Raw genomic sequence first — 20,727 nt, 5'->3', positions numbered from 1 at the left:
CATGACATTATTTTAATAAAGGACAGATTTAGCATGCTTCATTTATCTGTCATCTACCTGTCACTAAAGTGTAACAACATTTATGTACTGTGCATTTGTAAATTCAAATCAATGGAGAGGGAATACATAACATCCTCTCTCCTTTAAATTATAACTTATAGCAATGGAATTAATTAAGCGTCATGTATTGCGCAGGAAAAATTAGCACTAATAAAGCGTGAGTTGCAGGAGATAGTTGTTCTCACTTCAAAACTCACAACGTAAGTAGGGATAATTTTAACAAGCAAGATGGATCACTTTGTTAGTTCCTTTGCTATTAAGACGAGAAAGGAAATCATATGTCTATTAAACATCTCACTGGACTCGCTGTAATGGCAACTTTATTGAGTGCACAAGTTCATGCTAAAACTGACGTTGAATGGTGGCATGCTATGGGTGGCGCTTTAGGCCAGAAAGTAAATGAAATTGCCGCAGATTTTAATGCGTCCCAATCTGAATATGAAATAAAACCCATTTATAAAGGGAGTTACGCTGAAACAATGACAGGTGCCATTGCTGCGTTTCGCGCAAAACAACAACCAGCAATAGTACAGGTTTTTGAGGTAGGCACGGCAACGATGATGGGTGCGACACAAGCTATTTACCCTGTTTATAAACTAATGGAAGATACCAACGAGCCTTTTGATGCCAATGATTATCTAGCAAGCGTCACCGGTTATTACACAACCAATGATGGCAAGTTGTTATCTATGCCGTTTAATAGCTCAACACCTGTCCTCTATTACAATAAAGATATGTTTGCAAAGGCCGGTATTAAATCTGCGCCAAAAACATGGAAAGAGATGGGTGATGTTTCTCGTAAGTTATTAGCTTCTGGCGCAGAGTGTGGTTTTAGCACCACATGGCAATCTTGGACGCAAATCGAAAACTTTGGCGCGCGCAACGATATTGCAATGGCTGATAATAGTAATGGATTTGATGGTTTAGATACGACCTTCACATTTAATAGCATCCCTTTTGTAAACCATATCGCACAACTTAAAAAATGGTCTAAATCTGGAATATTTAAGTACGGTGGCCGTCAGTCTAGTGGCATGCCGTTATTTTATACTCAAAAATGTGCAATGACGATGGGATCCTCTGCAGGCCTTGCCGGTATTCAGGAGAATATGAAAGGTATTAACGTCGGCGTTGCCGAACTTCCATATGATGAAACACTCATCTCAAAACCACAAAACACGATCATTGGTGGCGCGTCATTATGGGTACTACGAGGTCATTCAAGTGAGACGTATAAAGGGGTTGCTAAGTTCTTTACTTACTTGTCTAGTGCCAAAGTTCAAGCTGATTGGCATCAATTTACAGGCTATTTACCCATTACCAAAAAAGCATATGCGCTAACTCAGAAACAAGGATTCTATAAAACGCATCCAGGTACTGATACGGCCGTTATCCAAATGACATCAACCCAGCCAACGAAGAATTCCAAAGGTATTCGCTTTGGTAATTTCCTACAAACACGTGACATTATTAACGAAGAGCTAGAAGGCGTATGGGCGGGAAATATTTCCCCTAAAGTTGCACTCGATAATGCAGTACGTCGCGGCAATGAGCAATTGAGACGCTTTGAGCGCATTCAAAAATAGAGTCCAAGCGAAGGGGAGAACTCGGTATCAGACAAAAAAATAATAAAGATCCTTGTTGTTCATTTGTAGCGCCCCATCTTATTGCCACTTTTTATTACTGAGGTGGCAATTTTCTTCTCTTATGAGCAAACGGTAGAGCGAATATGTCATCGAACGTTGTCTTTAAAAATAAATGGTTACCCATCGCGCTTATCACGCCACAATTATTGATCACCTTTATTTTTTTTATTTGGCCTGCTGGCCAAGCCATTTTTCAATCTTTTCAATTAGAAGATCCCTTTGGCTTTAGCCGTGAATTTGTAGGGCTAGAAAATTTTATTTATTTATTTAATGATAGTAACTATATAGATGCGCTATTCACCACATTGCAATTTAGTATCAGCGTTGCCTTTTTAGCCATGGTAAGTGCGTTACTCTTATCTGCCTTTGCCGAGCATATCGTACGTGGCTCAACCTTTTATCGTACTTTTTTAATTTGGCCTTATGCGGTAGCACCTGTTGTAGCCGGCTCTTTGTGGTTGTTTTTGTTTGATCCCACCATCGGGATTATTGCTGAATTATTAGGGAAGCTCGGGGTTGACTGGGATCCCATACTCAATGGTAGCCATGCCATGTGGATGGTGATCATCGCCTCTACTTGGAAACAAATAAGTTATAACTTTTTGTTTTTTTTAGCTGCCTTACAATCTGTTCCAAAGTCTTTACATGAAGCAGCGGCCATTGATGGTAGTGGCCCTATCAAACGCTTTATTAGCATCAGTTTCCCCCTTATATCACCGACCAGCTTTTTCTTATTAGTGGTTAATTTTGTATATGCATTTTTTGATACCTTCGCCATCATTCACGCAATGACCCAAGGCGGGCCCGGCAACAGTACATCCACGTTAGTTTACAAAGTATACAACGATGGTTTTATCGGGCTGAATTTGGGCTCATCAGCGGCTCAATCGGTGATCCTAATGATCATGGTGGCACTCTTAACTGTCGTTCAATTCAAATATATCGAAAATAAGGTAGCGTACTAATGGTACAACGAAGCCCCCTCTTTACTCTTTTTTGTCATGTCATTTTAATACTTGGCATTATTGCCGTTGCTTTCCCTATTTGGATAGCCATCGTCGCCACAACACATGAGAACAGCGCATTTGTCACTGGCTCGCCACTTTGGTTTGGCGATCTTGGCTTTGATGTGTTTCGAGATTTACTCAGCAATGAGAGTACGTTTAACAATTCAACGCTACCTATCTCGCATATGTTACTTAATTCCTTGATCATGGCGCTGACCATCACTGTCGGCAAACTGAGTATTTCTATACTCTCGGCATACGCGGTGGTGTTTTTTCGTTTTCCGGGGCGGATGTTTGCCTTTTGGATCATTTTCTTCACCCTGATGTTACCCGTAGAAGTGCGCATCATGCCTACGTTTGAAGTGATCACCAACTTAAATATGCTTAATTCGTTCTCGGGTTTAACCATTCCGCTCATTGCCAGTGCAACCGCCACCTTTTTATTCAGGCAGTTCTTTTTAACCATTCCACGTGAATTATTTGAAGCTGCACGCATCGATGGCGCGGGCCCCGTACGATTTTTTATTGATATCTTATTGCCACTTTCACGCACCAATATTGCGGCTCTTTTTGTTATCACCTTTATTTATGGCTGGAACCAATATTTATGGCCTCTACTTATCACCACAGATCTTCAATATTACACCATCGTAATGGGCATCAAACAAATGCTCGGTGTCGTTGATGGCGTGGTTGAATGGAATAAAATCATGGCAACCACCCTTATTGCCATGCTACCTCCCGTCATTGTTGTGATCAGTATGCAAAAAGTGTTTGTTAAAGGCCTCGTAGATCCGGAGAAATAAATGTCAACTCTAACAATTTCAAATATTGAAAAATCCTATGCGAATGGCTATCAGGCCATTCACAAATTAAACTTAGTTATTAATGATGGTGAAATGGTAGTACTCGTCGGCCCAAGTGGCTGCGGTAAATCGACTTTACTGCGCATGATTGCAGGATTAGAAGAGATCACTTCGGGTGAAATCAAAATAGACGGTCGTATCGTGAATGATTTAGAGCCCAGTGAGCGAGATATCGCCATGGTATTTCAAAATTATGCACTCTATCCACATATGACCGTTTATAACAATATGGCATATGGGCTGCGTAACCGTAAAATACCCAAAGCAGAGATCAAGCGCATCGTCCATGAAACCGCTAAAATGCTAGAAATTGAGCATCTACTGGAGAGCAAACCGAAGCGCCTCTCGGGTGGCCAGAGACAACGCGTCGCAATGGGACGGGCGATAGTAAGAGAGCCTAAAATATTTCTCTTTGATGAGCCTCTTTCTAATTTGGATGCTAAATTAAGAGTGCAAATGCGCTTACAGATAAAAAAATTACAACGCAGATTAGCAGTCACTTCTGTCTACGTAACCCACGACCAAATAGAAGCAATGACCCTTGCAGATAAATTAGTGGTACTCAATGAAGGCATGGTCGAACAAATCGGTACGCCTTTAGAGATTTACAATGATCCCGCATCTTTGTTTGTTGCCACGTTTATTGGATCCCCCGCAATGAATATTCTCAACTTTCAAGTGACTCCCCAAGGCCTTAAGCTCGGTTGCTCACTTTTACCCTTTAATACTCAATCTTTAGCGCTGGGCGATGTTAAATTAGGGCTTCGCCCTGAGCATATACAAATCACAACAGACACCCCATGGTTTGAAGTGAAAGTTGAATTTATTGAGTCTTTAGGGGCAGATCTTTTACTTTACTGTCATACCATCGATGTCTCAATGCAAGATCTGGTGATACGCGTTCAAGGTGACAGCACCATTAAAATCAATGATATTCTTGGTCTAGATGTCAATGTAGAGCACCTACATCTATTTGATATCAAGACCTTAAAACGTATTAATATTGATATCAAAAGTCCCGGCGTCTTAGAGGTTATTTATGCCTAAGCCTTTAGCTCAGCTACCGATAACCCAAGCACGCAACATTAAATGGTTATTCACCGATGTTGATGACACCTTAACGTGGCAGGGTAAACTCCCCCCTCAAACATTCCTTGCGCTTGAAAAGCTCAGCCTAGCGGGGATAAAAGTAGTACCGGTGACCGGTGCTTGCGCGGGTTGGTGCGATCAAATAGCAAAACTTTGGCCAGTACATGGCGTGATCGGTGAAAATGGGGCTTTTTGGATGCAAAAAAGGAAGGCTGAATTTGTAACGAAAACAACAAGTCCCCTTGATACCATGAAACATCAGCAAGGTGAGCTTATTAAACTTTTAAACAGGGTGCTTACTGAGTATCCGGATATCCGCTTTGCTTATGATCAACCGTTTCGCTACTGCGATGTCGCCATTAACTTAAGCCAAGATCGTGAGCCAGTTAGCGATAAACTCAGCCATGAGTTACTTGCTAAAATAAAAAAATTAACCGTAAATGGCCAGAGAGTCAATGCGAGCCTCAGCTCAATCCACCTCAACGCATGGGTAGGAAAGCACAATAAGCGTTTATCTACAGAGCAGTACTTGTTTGATAATGGCCAGAGCCCACCTCTGAGCCTTAATGAGATAGCCTATATTGGTGACTCACTCAATGATGAAACCATGTTTGCATGGCTACCCACCACCTTTGGTGTTAAAAATATTGAAGCAATCTTACCTCAATTTAAAGCCAAACCAGCTTACATCAGCACTAAAAATGGCGGCTACGGTTTTGTAGAATTAGCAGAGTTGATTTTACAGGCAAACGATAATAGTGAGGTTTAATCTCTTCGACAAAAGCTTTAGGGCTAATTAAGAGGTTAGTCCTGATGTTTTTTTTGATGATAGAGGAATGCTTAGCCCTGTTTCTTCAAGTCATTAAGTAAGCTTTCATAACTAATTTCTTCTTCGAATGCTCGACTTGAAATGGCTTTTAAGTCTTCTTTATCCTCAAGCATCAATAAACGCACCGCGTCATCAATTAATTTTGAAACTGAAACATGTGTAGAAGCCGCTCTAATTTTTAAGGCTTGATGTATATGTGGTTCAAAATAAACCGTTGAACGTTTTGATAGTTTACTCATAAAGATATCCTAATTAATCCAAGGGTATTATAACAGCGCAACGTTTAACGCTACGATAGAGAGTGATATTCAAGAAAATAACTAACAGCAAAGATCTAACTCGCTAAAGGGTACAAAAGATGAGTTTTACGGTTTAAATGATCCACCTTAATATTACTTCCTTAAAAATTAAAGAGTAGAGCCTGTCACGCTCTATAAAGAACAAAAACCCCTTTATATCGCTTTAAATTAATAGGCAATAAATTAATATTTTCTATTCTTTTTATGTTAAATTTTCTTAACTATTAATCTAATACAATTACGGCAAACCCAATGACTGACGAACTAAGCACTGCACCACAAGGGCAATTTATACTTTTCCAAGGTAATGAAGGTCAAACTAAGGTTGAGTGCCGTTTTGAGTCAGGCTCTTTATGGTTAAACTTGAGCCAAATCGCAACACTCTTTAATCGAGATAAATCAGTCATCTCTAAGCATTTAAAAAATATCTATGAAGATGGTGAACTTGAACAAAAAGCAACCGTTGCAAAGTTTGCAACAGTTCAATCCGAAGGAAACCGAGACGTAAGCCGTGTTATAGATCATTATAATTTAGACACTGTTTTTGCGGTAGGGTATCGCGTTCGCTCTAAACAAGGCATTCAATTTCGCCAGTGGGCAACTAACACATTGCAAGAGTACCTGACTAAAGGCTTTGTAATGGATGACGAACGCCTTAAAAATCCAGATAATAGCCAGTACTTTGATGAATTACTTAACCGCATTCGTGATATACGCTCATCTGAAAAAGTTTTTTGGCGTAAGCTCTGTGATATTTATGCGACGAGTATTGATTACGATGGCAAAGCGCAAAGTAGTATTAAGTTTTTTGCACAGGTACAAAATAAAATGCACTGGGCAGCACATGGCCACACCGCAAGTGAAATAGTCTTTGAACGTATAAATGCCGATAAGCCCAATTTAGGTTTAACCAGTTTCAAAGGTAAAGAGTCAGGCAAAGCCCCCACGCGCAAAGAGGTAGTGATAGGTAAGAATTACCTATCTGAAAAAGAGCTCGATACATTAAACAGATTAGTGACTTCATATCTTGAGTTTTCTGAGCTACAAGCAAGAAATGGCAAATTAATGAAAATGGCTGACTGGGCAAACAAACTCAATAATTTTCTACAATTAAGTGACTTCGACATTTTAACCCATGCAGGAAAAATATCAGCAGAGCAGGCAAAACAAAAAGCCAAAAAAGAGTACGATAAATACCGCAAAATTATTGATATGCAACCATCACAAGTCGATAACGACTTAGCAGATGCAATTAAACGCTTAGAGACTAAATAGGCGTAATCGTTCATGTATTTATAATATCTCATACGGTCATACCCCGAGATCTGCAGTTACATTATTCCGAGTAAATAATAAATAAAGACAGAAGCTAACGGCCTCTTTTCTTTTTGTGTGCCCACTACCGAGAGAGAAGCTCCTAACAGAGGTATTCTCATTCGCTAATGAGTACAAAAAATTCTGAAATTATTAACTAAAACGGGCTGAAAAATCAGTGTATTACTAAATATGCTTAGCTCTAAAAAATTAAAGACCTGATCCTGTTTATATTCACGTATGAAACCATGTTTGCATGGCTCCCCACCACCTTTGGTGTCAAAAATATTGAAGCAATCTTACCTCTTCGACAAAAGCTTTAGGGCTAATACTGTTTTTCTCAAGATTTAAGAACAGAGCCGGTTCACATTTGTAAATGTGTCATTTTATTGATTTCATTCTGTTATGTTATAATAATGCACTTATTTCAGTACTATTATGATCAATATTTTTATATTCTATATATTGTGTTGTTTTTCCTCTAATCTACGTTATAGGTGTTTCAGTGGCTAATTTCCGATGTTGTATTCCATTACACATATTATTATCTTTAGCATTTTCTTCGTATAGCTTTGCAATTATTCCTCCAACACATTTGCATCCAGCCATATCCGATGAGAATATTGAGACCAAATCAGATAAAGTTAAATTAAAGGCGTCCTTCCTTAAGATAAAAATGGATAAAGAACTCTTATATCCTGTTTTACAAAAAAAAACTGAACGAAAGATGCTGGAATTAGAATCTATTGTAAAAACACAAGGAAATTTGATCAGTGAATTACAAACTAAACTGAAAAACACATCATCTCAGCCAGTTAATGATAATACCCCACCGTCCATAAGCTTTGTTGAGTACACTAGTATTGCATTGGCTTGTGTTACTCTTCTTATTACTGCTTTAGGTATTGGTGTCGCTATATTATCTGTTTGGGGATATAACAACATAAAAAGTAGTACAAATAAAATAGCTAGCGATCTCGCAACAAGTAAAGCCACTACAGTCGCAAAGGAACAAGTAAAAAAAGACATTCCTATCGTGGTAAAAGAACAGCTAAATCAACTTATTAATGAAGGAGAGCTCAATAAAACCCTAGAAGATGTGGTCGATATGATAATGCGAAATAATAAGCATTCAGAATCAAGCATAGATCCTCAATTATTTGCTGAGTTAGATGAAGAACAGGAAGAATTAAATGAAAGCCAATGAGTGGATAAAAGTTCCGAAGGAGCAGGTTGATATTATTGAAAAGCATAATGATACTTTTCCTATTCCACTGGGATTAATTGCTAAAGAATTGGGCCTAGTGGTAAAAAAAGCAACTCTACCAGCAAGGATTTCTGGTGAAATAAAACAGGAAAATGACAAATTTATCATTCGAATAAATAGGCATGATGTTAAGGCTAGGCAACGATATACATTAGCTCATGAAATTGCTCACTTTCTTCTACATAAAAGTCAAATAGGTGATGGTATCTCTGATGATGTTTTGTATCGTTCGTCACTATCAAATAAGTTAGAAGTAGAAGCGAATAAATTAGGAGCTGATATTATTATGCCATGGCATCTGATAACAAACTCTTTAAGTAAATTTCCACTTTCTACTGGAGACAAACTCTATGAGCAGCTTGCAGAAATAGCAGGGGTGTCTACTACTGCTTTGAAATTCAGACTTGGTAAATAATAGAAGGAAGTAGGTGTGTTTAATAAAAAGGAAAAATTTAAATTTTTATATACTCCGATTCTATCTTTAAGTCCGGCTGAAATGGGGGCTATAGAGGAACTAGCAGATAAAGATAGAGAATTGATATTACCTTTAATTCCATTGAAAGGTTGGATGGCTTCAAAATATCTTGATAAAGGAATTGATAGAATAAACAAAGCTCTAAAGAATAAAAATTGGATTGCAGATATTGACAGTAACTACCTTCTTCATAATAAGGAGTTTAACCTAACAGGTGTATATCCTCGTCCTGTATTTGATCAGATAAAATTATTATTAAATCCAGATAATGGATATGAAAATTGGGCTAATTTTATAAAAAAAATGCCTATGGTAACGCCTACACTCCAAATCGGTGACGTAAAACAAGTAAAGCAACAAATTGAGCGTTTAAAAGAAATAGGTAGAGGGCTGGTCGTAAGGTTTCCTATGAATGATGTTAGAGCTCTCGATTTTAATGCAATAACCAAAATGTTAATTGAGTCTGAATTGAATGACTTATTAATAATATATGACTATGAAGATGTAAACAGAAAAAACCTTCTTGAATCGGATAAATATGCAAATTTATTAAACAAAATGAATAATGCACTACCTGATGCAATTTACTCAGTGTCATGTTCATCTTTTCCATTTAGCTTCTCTGGTTCATACAGAGGCGAAATCCCAATCTATGAACGGCAAATTTACAATAAAATGGTTGATAATTGCCCTGATGCGACTTTAGTCTATTCTGATAGAGGGAGTGCAAGAGCTAATAGGATTAGTGGTGGTGGAGGTACTCCTCCTCCTAGAATTGATTACCCCTTAAAAAATGACTGGCGATTTATAAGGAAAGAATTTGAAGATGCTAAAAATACCACTAGAGAAGAAAGAATAGATCTTTACCAAAAAGCGGCCCAAGAAATGATGTCTAATGATTATTGGTTACCAGACTTACACCTATGGGGCATTCAAATGATAGAAAGGACAAAATTAGGTGATGAATATGGAATTACGTCAGCAAACCGAGCCACAGCAGTAAGAATAAATTTACATTTATACCAACAGTTACACTATGACTCGATACTTGATGAACTAGACACTGAGGAAGATTGGGTTGATTGAGGAGATAAAAAGAAATGTGTAAATGCTCATCGCCTATAATATTAAAAAAGATTAAAAAAGATTAAATAATGAGATCTTCAATGAACAAAAAAGGCGAGAGCACCCGAGAGATCAGAAGTTCGAATATCGCAGGTTAATCATTCCGTAATTTAGTAGCAAAATCGACCATTATAAACTGTCTATCTAATTCTATATATTACCTATATTGTTCTCTAATTCACCATCACAAACGGGTAATTAATAAATTGATTTATCTTGCATTAGGAGTGTAACGTTGGAAAATCACATAGAGCTATTTGGCATGTGAATATCTGAAAATGAAGACTCTATCTTTTGGCTTTCAGTACAAACTCATCTTCGAATAAAGGCTAGATTGAAATTGGGCCAATATAGTGGCAGGATAATTAAATTTGAGGCGCAAATAGCTCCTTATTAAAGCGTATTTACACAGTTAGAATTACACCCTCGAATGAGTAGCCAACTTAATTTAAATCAAACAAGTCAATGATATTCGATATATTACTAGTATTACTTTTTACGTTTTTTTGCTTATCTTTATTTACGCTTAGGTATTTGATCGACGAGGGCTTAACACCTTCATCCCCTATAGATTGAACAAATAGACAAGTAGTTAATAAATACCTCTTTTTTATTGATGACACAGCTTCATTTCTAAGTTGTGTTATAGGTATATCCAACAAACTCAAAGTGACATCTTTACGCTCTAAGGAAATCGGTTTAGTATTTGATTGCTTTGATAGTTTTCTCAGTTCATTTACTTTCATAAATTCTAAAATACATTCTTTATCTACAATCTTTATTTTTCTTCCTCTTTGTCTGATAATTATTGAATGATTTACAAACTCCCAAATAGCAACATTAGAAGGGACCAAACTAAATACCTTAGGGATATGTTTAGTTGCTGCCACTATCGTAACTTTATCAAAATATTTTAGATACTTTTGAGTCTGCCCCTGTAGTCGACTCAAGCTATCAGCTTCACTTTTAACTTCAAAAGCTAATAAACTATTTTCTTTAATTACAGCTAGGTCAACTCTTCTAGAAAAATTACCTATTGTAAATTCATTAATAATTGATCCGTAAGTTTTTAGTCCATATTTATCACGTAAATAATTTAATATTGTAGCTTTTATTTGTGGCTCTAGATTCCTTTCGGAAAAATTGCTTTTTATCATATTTTGTATTTTTTTGATTAGTGTATTAATAGAGCAACTGTATAAAGTAACCCCATATTTATAGAAATTTAAAGCCGTGAATAGTCAAAATAAGAGAAATACTACTAGTTGCTATATTCTCATATAACCTCTACGAAAACAGATCAATTATCATATAATCCTTCTGTTATGGGGTTCTTACTCGACCTGATCTACCACTACATTATTTTTACACGCTGGTTAAGCGTATATACAGTAATTATAAAGCAGGATTACCGAATTCCCTACTTTATACGGCAATAAAATAATCAACAGGCTCAAGTCTTTAATCCAATATTCAACTATTTAGCCTGTTCCTTGTTTAGCTCTATAGCATCTAATCTGGCGCTTTTTAAATCACTGGCATCAAATTACATCTAACAGTGACATTACGCCTAGATACACATCTAACGCTCAAAACGAGTGCGTCTATAGCATATAGCTAACCTTAAAAAGATTTTATGTGTTTACTGCGCCGTAGCATTTAATTACTCTGCAAGAGAGTGACGGTTAAGCAGATAAGCGCTGATCTTGGCGGTGAATAAGCAAGCTTTCTTAATGGGGTAAATACGACGGCTTTAAATAGATCTGAGTACTTTTATAGGGAGGTGTTTTTTATTTTTTGTTTGGGGCTTTTATTTGAATGATCTTGATAGGTTATATTGATAAGACTGTAAATTTAAAAGAAAATGAGGCTGTTAATGCTTTAAGGTTTTTTATTTAATGGGATTGTTTTTTCTATGAGGTAGAACACTTAATATAATACTGGTGCTGATAGGCGGATTCGAACCGCCGACCTCACCCTTACCAAGGGTGCGCTCTACCAACTGAGCCATATCAGCAAAAGGGGATTGACAATGACCTACTCTCACATGGGGAGACCCCACACTACCATCGGCGCAACTGCGTTTCACTTCTGAGTTCGGCATGGGATCAGGTGGTGCCACAGCGCTATGATTGTCAAAAAAAATCTTAATATATTTATTATTATATATATTAAAACCCCAGCCAAAGGCTGAGGTTTAAATTGGGCGCTTGGCGATGACCTACTCTCACATGGGGAGACCCCACACTACCATCGGCGCAACTGCGTTTCACTTCTGAGTTCGGCATGGGATCAGGTGGTGCCACAGCGCTATTATCGCCAAGCTAAAAATCTTAATTAGAAAAGCTGGATTGTTTCTTAATCTTGCAATTTGTTTCGTAAAATATGTCTTCGCAAACGTATTTGATTGATTACAATCATCTCTTGGTTACTCAATACAATACTTTTAGGAATTGTATGGTTAAGCCTCACGGGTAATTAGTACAAGTTAGCTCAATACATTACTGTACTTACACACCTTGCCTATCAACGTTGTAGTCTCCAACGGCCCTTTAGGGAGCTTAAAGCTCCAGTGAGAACTCATCTCGAGGCTCGCTTCCCGCTTAGATGCTTTCAGCGGTTATCGATTCCGAACGTAGCTACCGGGCAATGCCATTGGCATGACAACCCGAACACCAGCGGTTCGTCCACTCCGGTCCTCTCGTACTAGGAGCAGCTCCTCTCAATTCTCAAACGCCCACGGCAGATAGGGACCGAACTGTCTCACGACGTTCTAAACCCAGCTCGCGTACCACTTTAAATGGCGAACAGCCATACCCTTGGGACCGACTTCAGCCCCAGGATGTGATGAGCCGACATCGAGGTGCCAAACACCGCCGTCGATATGAACTCTTGGGCGGTATCAGCCTGTTATCCCCGGAGTACCTTTTATCCGTTGAGCGATGGCCCTTCCATTCAGAACCACCGGATCACTATGACCTACTTTCGTACCTGCTCGACGTGTCTGTCTCGCAGTTAAGCTGGCTTATACCATTGTACTAACCTCACGATGTCCGACCGTGATTAGCCAACCTTCGTACTCCTCCGTTACTCTTTAGGAGGAGACCGCCCCAGTCAAACTACCCACCAAACAGTGTCCCAAACCCCGATTCAGGGGCCATGGTTAGAACTCAAAACATACAAGGGTGGTATTTCAAGGTTGACTCCACCAAATCTAGCGACCTGGTTTCATTGCCTCCCACCTATCCTACACATGTAGGCTCTAAGTTCACTGCTAAGCTGTAGTAAAGGTTCACGGGGTCTTTCCGTCTAGCCGCGGGTACACAGCATCTTCACTGCGATTTCAACTTCACTGAGTCTCGGGTGGAGACAGCATGGCCATCATTACGCCATTCGTGCAGGTCGGAACTTACCCGACAAGGAATTTCGCTACCTTAGGACCGTTATAGTTACGGCCGCCGTTTACTGGGGCTTCGATCAAGAGCTTCGCGCAAGCGCTAACCCCATCAATTAACCTTCCAGCACCGGGCAGGCGTCACACCCTATACGTCATCTTACGATTTAGCAGAGTGCTGTGTTTTTAATAAACAGTTGCAGCCATCTGGTATCTTCGGCCTACAACAGCTCCATCCGCAAGGGACTTCACCGTCGTAGGCGTACCTTCTCCCGAAGTTACGGTACCATTTTGCCTAGTTCCTTCACCCGAGTTCTCTCAAGCGCCTTGGTATTCTCTACCTGACCACCTGTGTCGGTTTGGGGTACGATCCTTTATTATCTGAAGCTTAGAGACTTTTCCTGGAAGCATGGCATCAATGACTTCATCACCGTAGTGACTCGACATCGTATCTCAGCGTTAGTAGAAACCCGGATTTACCTAAGTCTCCCGCCTACATACTTGAACCTGGACAACCATCGCCAGGCCCACCTAGCCTTCTCCGTCCTCCCATCGCAATAATAAAGGGTACGGGAATATTAACCCGTTTCCCATCGACTACGCCTTTCGGCCTCGCCTTAGGGGTCGACTCACCCTGCCCCGATTAACGTTGGACAGGAACCCTTGGTCTTCCGGCGGGGGGGTTTTTCACCCCCCTTATCGTTACTCATGTCAACATTCGCACTTCTGATACCTCCAGGATGGTTTACACCTTTCCCTTCGACGGCTTACAGAACGCTCCTCTACCATGCATAATAAATTATGCATCCGCAGCTTCGGTGATATGTTTAGCCCCGTTAAATCTTCCGCGCAGACCGACTCGACTAGTGAGCTATTACGCTTTCTTTAAAAGATGGCTGCTTCTAAGCCAACTTCCTAGCTGTCTAAGCCTTTCCACATCGTTTCCCACTTAACATATACTTTGGGACCTTAGCTGGCGGTCTGGGTTGTTTCCCTTTCCACGACGGACGTTAGCACCCGCCGTGTGTCTCCCATGATTGCACTTGTTGGTATTCGGAGTTTGCATAGGGTTGGTAAGTCGGGATGACCCCCTAGCCTAAACAGTGCTCTACCCCCAACAGTGATACATGAGGCGCTACCTAAATAGCTTTCGAGGAGAACCAGCTATCTCTTGGTTTGATTGGCCTTTCACCCCCAGCCACAAGTCATCCCCTAATTTTTCAACATTAGTGGGTTCGGTCCTCCAGTTGATGTTACTCAACCTTCAACCTGCTCATGGCTAGATCACCAAGTTTCGGGTCTAATCCCAGCAACTATTCGCCCAGTTAAGACTCGGTTTCCCTACGGCTCCCCTAAACGGTTAACCTTGCTACTGAAATTAAGTCGTTGACCCATTATACAAAAGGTACGCAGTCACCGAACTAAGTCGGCTCCTACTGCTTGTACGTACACGGTTTCAGGTTCTATTTCACTCCCCTCACAGGGGTTCTTTTCGCCTTTCCCTCACGGTACTGGTTCACTATCGGTCAATTAGGAGTATTTAGCCTTGGAGGATGGTCCCCCCATATTCAGTCAGGATTTCTCGTGTCCCGACCTACTCGTTTTCACTATAAAGAAGTTGTCATATACGGGACTATCACCCTGTATCGTTGCACTTTCCAGAGCATTCTACTAACTTCTAAACAGCTTAAGGGCTGTTCCAATTTCGCTCGCCGCTACTATCGGAATCTCGGTTGATTTCTTTTCCTAAGGGTACTTAGATGTTTCAGTTCCCCTCGTTCGCTTCGTTAAGCTATGTATTCACTTAACGATGACACTAAGTGCCGGGTTGCCCCATTCGGAAATTCCAGGATATAACGCTTGTTATCAACTCCCCTGGACTTATCGCAGATTACCACGTCCTTCATCGCCTCTAATTGCCTAGGCATCCACCGTGCACGCTTATTCACTTAACCATACAATACCTAAAAATACTTTCTTTAAGCGTTTTTATGAATATTAATAATATTCAAAAAACACATAATATTATAAAATTTAGATTTTATATGTCGTTTCCAAGACGCTTGCGATCCTCATATTTTACTATGAAAAACACATTCGTTTTTCGTGCACCTATCAGTTATAAATAACTGAGTAGATACGTACAAACTGCACTTCACTTACGTGAATTGCAGCTGTTTTTATTTTTGCTTGATTACAGTAATTACATTTACTACAAGAGTAATACTAATTACTGAGAACAATTTCGTTTATACTTAACGTAATATGCATATGTAATAAAGCATCCAGTGGATGGTTTATTATGCTAATACGTTAAGTAAGAACTTTATCAGCTTTCCTAATTGTTAAAGAGCAGTGTTAAAAAAACACTTTATAAATATTTAATAAGTAAACATTTATAAAGTGATTTTGTTTTTACGTCATCATATTGATGTTTAAAAAGATTAATAATCTTTTTAAATGTCCAGACTTTGGTATCCCCAAGGGGATTTGAACCCCTGTTACCGCCGTGAAAGGGCGGTGTCCTAGGCCTCTAGACGATGGGGACCAAGAACTTTGTGCGCTTTATCATTCTAATCAAACAATCTGTGTGGACACTAAACGTGTTTCTTTCGTATAAGGAGGTGATCCAGCCCCAGGTTCCCCTAGGGCTACCTTGTTACGACTTCACCCCAGTCATGAACCACACCGTGGTCATCGCCATCCCCGAAAGGTTAAGCTAATGACTTCTGGTGCAGCCCACTCCCATGGTGTGACGGGCGGTGTGTACAAGGCCCGGGAACGTATTCACCGTGGCATTCTGATCCACGATTACTAGCGATTCCAACTTCACGGAGTCGAGTTGCAGACTCCGATCCGGACTACGACAGACTTTATGAGATTCGCATACCCTCGCAGGTTAGCAACCCTTTGTATCTGCCATTGTAGCACGTGTGTAGCCCATCCCGTAAGGGCCATGATGACTTGACGTCGTCCCCACCTTCCTCCGGTTTATCACCGGCAGTCTCCCTAAAGTTCCCGGCATGACCCGCTGGCAAGTAAGGATAAGGGTTGCGCTCGTTGCGGGACTTAACCCAACATTTCACAACACGAGCTGACGACAGCCATGCAGCACCTGTCTCAGAGTTCCCGAAGGCACTCATCTATCTCTAGGTGATTCTCTGGATGTCAAGGGATGGTAAGGTTCTTCGCGTTGCATCGAATTAAACCACATGCTCCACCGCTTGTGCGGGCCCCCGTCAATTCATTTGAGTTTTAACCTTGCGGCCGTACTCCCCAGGCGGTCTATTTAATGCGTTAGCTTTGAAACCCACGGCATATAGCCACAAACTTCTAATAGACATCGTTTACTGCGTGGACTACCGGGGTATCTAATCCCGTTTGCTCCCCACGCCTTCGCGCCTCAGTGTCAGTCTTTGTCCAGGTGGCCGCCTTCGCCACTGGTATTCCTTCAGATCTCTACGCATTTCACCGCTACACCTGAAATTCTACCACCCTCTACAAAACTCTAGTCAACCAGTTTCAAATGCAGTTCCAAGGTTGAGCCCTGGGCTTTCACATCTGACTTAATTAACCACCTACGCGCGCTTTACGCCCAGTAATTCCGATTAACGCTCGCACCCTCCGTATTACCGCGGCTGCTGGCACGGAGTTAGCCGGTGCTTCTTCTGCGAGTAACGTCACAGATAGCAGTTATTAACTACTACCCTTTCCTCCTCGCTGAAAGTGCTTTACAACCCGAAAGCCTTCTTCACACACGCGGCATGGCTGCATCAGAGTTTCCTCCATTGTGCAATATTCCCCACTGCTGCCTCCCGTAGGAGTCTGGACCGTGTCTCAGTTCCAGTGTGGCTGGTCATCCTCTAAGACCAGCTAGGGATCGTCGCCTTGGTAAGCCATTACCTTACCAACTAGCTAATCCCACTTGGGCTACTCTAAACGCGCAAGGCCCGAAGGTCCCCTGCTTTGGTCCGTAGACATTATGCGGTATTAGCAGTCGTTTCCAACTGTTGTCCCCCACGTTAAGGCATATTCCCAAGCATTACTCACCCGTCCGCCACTCGTCAGCAAAGTAGCAAGCTACTCTCTGTTACCGTTCGACTTGCATGTGTTAAGCCTGCCGCCAGCGTTCAATCTGAGCCATGATCAAACTCTTCAATTTAAAGTTTAATTTGCAATGTTGTTACCAACAATGCGACTCAATATTACTGACTAAAACTAAGTAACTAATCAACTAGTGAAAAGTACTTGTTGTTATTCTGAATTAATGAATTAATTCGTGTGTCACTGATATTGATTCTTTTTGTCCTCTTAATGAAGTTGCAAAGCAAAATCACCATAAGGACTTTTTTGAAATCATCATCTAGTGCCCACACAGATTGTTTGATTAAATTGTTAAAGAGCGTGCCTTTCGGCAGGTGCGTATAATACGTCACCAGTGAGATTTGTCAACGCTTTAATTTAAGTTAATAATCAAATCGTTGTCTCACCAAACACCGCGGTAACTCGCGTTACTTGCTGTGTCTGTGGGGTCGCATTATAGAGATCTAAGTCACATTGGCAAGCGTTTATTACACTAATTTTGAAATAAAGAAGCGTTCGCATAATAAGCAAACAAAGTGCGCGTTTATTGCGCGGATATGGGCGTGATCACTTCGATATATTGCTTTTTAGAAAAAAGACGGCGACTAATAAAACGCATAAAGACAAAACCAAGTCCCATAAAGGTAACAGATATCAGAATAATGGCACTTTCATCTAATAGAAAGAGATATTGGGCTATTAATGCACTGCCTATAAAGAACAATAAAGGTAAGAGATATACAAAAGAAGCCGTTTTAAAGAGGTCCGCATTACTTATCTGCAAATCGACCATAGTGTCTATCTGCATGCCTTCTTTATAAGTAACCGAAAAATGATTGGTTTTTTCCGAAAACGTCTTTGCAACGACGCCGACACCACACACATTACTTTGATGACACGTGCCACATGCAGATCGCGAGATACATTCAACAATGGCCACTTTTTTATGATCAACTTCTTTGATCTCAATTATCTTACCGCTTTCTTGGATCATGATTTTTCTCTACTCATCGATTTTACAATGCGCTGCGCGCTCGCTATTGGGATCTCTCCAATAACCGTCATTTCCACAGCCCCTTGTTGCGAAGAATAAATTAACATAGCACCGTGTTGAATGATTTTCTCTTTATCCATAAATTCTTTAATCGGTGAGATATAAACTGAAATTCGCACAATGCCATCACTGAGCATGATATATGAAATAAACGCACTCTCATTTGATGACAATTTATGTCGATCACATTTTAGAACTTTAAAGCCTGGCGGTAACCAGTTTAATTTCCATAATGATTTTTTTTGCGTCACGTTTATATGGACTAATTGAGGCAAGCGTTGCTGGCTTACTTTTATCAGCCAAGGGTTAACATCTTCGGTCACATATAATGAAACGACTTGTGCTTGCTCTAATATTAAATTGCTACTGCTCAGCGTATCTAAACGCAAAGGTAATGAGGTTTCTATATCTAACCATATAACATAACTATAACGGTACGGATCCTTGCTAAGTAAACGGATAGCAAGTGCCCTTTTACCCGCAATGCGTCCTTTACCTACAATAATGTAGTCATAGCTATCTAGGCCCGCTTGATAATTAAAATGCGCAATCTGAGCAAAAACACTCTTATCAATACGTGCTTCTAATGTATAAGGTTGACGACCTTGCTCAAAATAACTGATCTGCTTACTAGACTGTAAAGTTTCACGGATAGCACCATTTAGATAACGGACATACGCAAGCTCTTCACCATCGATCACCCCATGCAAAAGTTGCATCGATTCAACTTTATTTTGTACATTAGTAAAATACAAAATTTCATAATTTTTATCAGCGTACGCTTGTTGCATTTGCTGTAAATACACAATTGCCGTTTTGGCCTTGGATTTTTTATCTTTCGCCACAACAGGCTCAACATTACCTTGTGCAAAGACACTTGTTGTCAAAAACAAAAAAGCCCAAGCAATGCAAAGCGCGTCTCTCAATTTTTTCATCAGCTAAGCATACTCACATTAAGGGTAAATTTGAGGTTCTATTTGTATTTGTAATTGATGATCTTTTAATAATGCCTCTAAATGTTCATTACGCTCTTGAACCATCTCTTTCGAAATGCGAGGCTCAGCCATTAAACTCACCGGACTTGCTGATCCACCAAAAGGTACGGTACTTAATATTTCTAAACCCGTATCAGTTTCTGTATTGGTTTGAGATGTCATAAAGCTCGTTAGGACCACAACCCCTGCCACCGAGGCTGCAATGGCATACTGCCCAAAACGTTTTGTAAATTTTAATACATTATTTTTCTTTGGCGTCGGCAAGCTCTCAGGCGTCATATCCACCCAATCACCTTGGCTCTTTATCTGCTCTAAAACCTGCGCACTGATATCTATATCGAGTAAAATATCAGGCGTCTCTGCGCGCATAATATCCCCAATTAAATGATATCGAGAAAAAGTATCTTGCTGCTCAGTATTTTGCAGTAAAGAATCTAATGTCTTTTGATTATCTAACTCATTATCTATTAAGGCAGATAGCTGTTCATTACGTTCATTCATAATCATTCCAACTAAGCTTCTAATAAAGGTTGTAATTGCTTATCGATCGCTTCTCGCGCTCTAAAAATACGCGAACGAACCGTTCCTATTGGGCAATTTTCAATTTGTGCAATATTCTCATAGCTCATTCCTTCCAGCTCTCTTAGTGTGATAGCAGCCTTAAGTTCGCTAGGTAACTGCGCTATCGCATTTAATATCACTGTTTTTATTTCTTCTGAGCGCAATAGCGCTTCCGGAGAAGAAATATCACGCAACGCATCCGACCCATCATAATGATCGGCCTCAAGTGCATCGATATCCGAAAGAGGAGGACGCCTACTTTGACTGGTTAAATAGTTTTTCGCGGTATTCACCGTGATCCGATATAACCAAGTATAAAAGGCACTTTCCCCTCTAAATGATGGCAGTGCTTTATAGACTTTAATAAACACTTCCTGCACAACATCAGGTATATCGCCACTATTACGAATATAACGCGTTAATATATTAGCGATCCTATTTTGATATTTTCTAACCAACAATGTGAAAGCAAGCTGCTCTCCACCTTGAATTCGCTGGATTAATTGAAGATCTAAATCACGCTCACTCATCGAGCTTCTCTACCTATTATTGATGTGAGCCTAATTTGGCATTCACTATTATGACCCGAATTATAAAAGAAAGTTCCAAACCATTTTTAAATAAATGAATTTTTAGATAAACTACCTGTTCATATTTCCTTCC

Annotated in this window: 15 protein-coding genes, 2 tRNA genes and 4 rRNA genes; 9 read left to right on the top strand and 12 right to left on the bottom strand. The window is 40.1% G+C overall.

Annotation, left to right across the window (positions count from 1 at the left end; genetic code table 11):
- Positions 1–338 precede the first annotated feature (338 nt).
- The 5 genes from ugpB (at position 339) to PCNPT3_RS00560 (ending at position 5,437) form a co-directional block, all read left to right on the top strand.
- Positions 339–1,646 (top strand): sn-glycerol-3-phosphate ABC transporter substrate-binding protein UgpB, encoded by a 1,308-nt coding sequence (gene ugpB, locus PCNPT3_RS00580; protein ID WP_015463922.1) that lies wholly within the window; start codon positions 339–341, stop codon positions 1,644–1,646.
- Positions 1,647–1,789: 143 nt separating this feature from the next.
- Positions 1,790–2,671 carry a sn-glycerol-3-phosphate ABC transporter permease UgpA gene (gene ugpA, locus PCNPT3_RS00575; RefSeq protein ID WP_015463921.1) on the top strand — a complete coding sequence of 294 codons (882 nt, stop codon included), beginning with the start codon at positions 1,790–1,792 and terminating at the stop codon, positions 2,669–2,671.
- Complete coding sequence (ugpE, locus tag PCNPT3_RS00570; protein WP_015463920.1) at positions 2,671–3,519, top strand: sn-glycerol-3-phosphate ABC transporter permease UgpE; 849 nt, start codon at positions 2,671–2,673, stop codon at positions 3,517–3,519. The genes ugpA and ugpE overlap by 1 nt, the downstream gene beginning before the upstream one ends.
- Complete coding sequence (locus PCNPT3_RS00565) at positions 3,520–4,626, top strand: sn-glycerol-3-phosphate import ATP-binding protein UgpC (RefSeq protein ID WP_015463919.1); 1,107 nt, start codon at positions 3,520–3,522, stop codon at positions 4,624–4,626. It abuts the gene before it with no gap.
- On the top strand, positions 4,619–5,437 hold the full coding sequence (locus PCNPT3_RS00560; RefSeq protein ID WP_015463918.1) for an HAD-IIB family hydrolase: 819 nt from the start codon (positions 4,619–4,621) through the stop codon (positions 5,435–5,437). The genes PCNPT3_RS00565 and PCNPT3_RS00560 overlap by 8 nt, the downstream gene beginning before the upstream one ends.
- A 71-nt stretch (positions 5,438–5,508) precedes the next feature.
- Here the strand turns inward: PCNPT3_RS00560 and PCNPT3_RS00555 are convergent, their stop codons facing one another.
- On the bottom strand, positions 5,509–5,736 hold the full coding sequence (locus PCNPT3_RS00555) for a ribbon-helix-helix domain-containing protein (protein ID WP_015463917.1): 228 nt from the start codon (positions 5,734–5,736) through the stop codon (positions 5,509–5,511).
- A 312-nt stretch (positions 5,737–6,048) separates the two neighbouring features.
- On the opposite strand from PCNPT3_RS00555, the gene PCNPT3_RS00550 reads away from it, so the two are divergent.
- The 4 genes from PCNPT3_RS00550 to PCNPT3_RS00535 all read left to right on the top strand — a co-directional run bounded on the left by PCNPT3_RS00550 (position 6,049) and on the right by PCNPT3_RS00535 (position 9,938).
- Entirely contained in the window at positions 6,049–7,071 is a 1,023-nt protein-coding gene (locus tag PCNPT3_RS00550) for a virulence RhuM family protein (protein ID WP_015463916.1), read from the top strand.
- A 715-nt stretch (positions 7,072–7,786) separates the two neighbouring features.
- A complete protein-coding gene (locus PCNPT3_RS00545; protein WP_051043759.1) occupies positions 7,787–8,317 on the top strand; it encodes a hypothetical protein in 531 nt (176 codons plus the stop codon).
- Positions 8,304–8,792, top strand: a complete 489-nt coding sequence (locus PCNPT3_RS00540) for an ImmA/IrrE family metallo-endopeptidase (RefSeq protein WP_015463914.1) — start codon at positions 8,304–8,306, stop codon at positions 8,790–8,792. The genes PCNPT3_RS00545 and PCNPT3_RS00540 overlap by 14 nt, the downstream gene beginning before the upstream one ends.
- A 15-nt stretch (positions 8,793–8,807) precedes the next feature.
- Positions 8,808–9,938, top strand: a complete 1,131-nt coding sequence (locus tag PCNPT3_RS00535; protein ID WP_015463913.1) for a beta family protein — start codon at positions 8,808–8,810, stop codon at positions 9,936–9,938.
- A 482-nt stretch (positions 9,939–10,420) separates the two neighbouring features.
- On the opposite strand, the gene PCNPT3_RS00530 is transcribed toward PCNPT3_RS00535, so the two are convergent.
- The 11 genes from PCNPT3_RS00530 to rpoE form a co-directional block, all read right to left on the bottom strand.
- Entirely contained in the window at positions 10,421–11,134 is a 714-nt protein-coding gene (locus PCNPT3_RS00530; protein WP_015463912.1) for a sce7726 family protein, read from the bottom strand.
- A gap of 784 nt (positions 11,135–11,918) precedes the next feature.
- Positions 11,919–11,994 (bottom strand) — tRNA-Thr (locus tag PCNPT3_RS00525).
- Positions 11,995–12,001: 7 nt separating this feature from the next.
- A 5S ribosomal RNA gene (gene rrf / locus PCNPT3_RS00520) occupies positions 12,002–12,117 on the bottom strand.
- Positions 12,118–12,185: 68 nt separating this feature from the next.
- Positions 12,186–12,301 (bottom strand): 5S ribosomal RNA (rrf, locus tag PCNPT3_RS00515).
- A 133-nt stretch (positions 12,302–12,434) separates the two neighbouring features.
- A 23S ribosomal RNA gene (locus PCNPT3_RS00510) occupies positions 12,435–15,326 on the bottom strand.
- A 517-nt stretch (positions 15,327–15,843) separates the two neighbouring features.
- A tRNA-Glu gene (locus PCNPT3_RS00505) sits at positions 15,844–15,919 on the bottom strand.
- 69 nt (positions 15,920–15,988) lie between these two features.
- A 16S ribosomal RNA gene (locus PCNPT3_RS00500) occupies positions 15,989–17,533 on the bottom strand.
- Together the 16S, 23S and 5S rRNA genes with 2 tRNA genes alongside form the textbook arrangement of a ribosomal RNA operon.
- Before the next feature lie 465 nt (positions 17,534–17,998).
- Positions 17,999–18,448, bottom strand: coding sequence for a SoxR reducing system RseC family protein (locus PCNPT3_RS00495; RefSeq protein WP_015463911.1), 450 nt, complete (start codon positions 18,446–18,448; stop codon positions 17,999–18,001).
- Entirely contained in the window at positions 18,445–19,443 is a 999-nt protein-coding gene (locus PCNPT3_RS00490) for a MucB/RseB C-terminal domain-containing protein (protein WP_015463910.1), read from the bottom strand. The genes PCNPT3_RS00495 and PCNPT3_RS00490 overlap by 4 nt, the downstream gene beginning before the upstream one ends.
- 18 nt (positions 19,444–19,461) lie before the next feature.
- Positions 19,462–20,004, bottom strand: coding sequence for a sigma-E factor negative regulatory protein (locus tag PCNPT3_RS00485; protein WP_015463909.1), 543 nt, complete (start codon positions 20,002–20,004; stop codon positions 19,462–19,464).
- An 11-nt stretch (positions 20,005–20,015) separates the two neighbouring features.
- The gene (gene rpoE, locus PCNPT3_RS00480; protein WP_015463908.1) at positions 20,016–20,594 is read right to left on the bottom strand and encodes an RNA polymerase sigma factor RpoE; all 579 of its coding nucleotides are present in this window, start codon (positions 20,592–20,594) and stop codon (positions 20,016–20,018) included.
- Between the last annotated feature and the right edge of the window lie 133 nt (positions 20,595–20,727).

It is taken from the genome of Psychromonas sp. CNPT3 (genome assembly GCF_000153405.2).
GTDB lineage: Bacteria > Pseudomonadota > Gammaproteobacteria > Enterobacterales > Psychromonadaceae > Psychromonas.
This window is presented reverse-complemented; position numbering and strand designations above follow the sequence as displayed.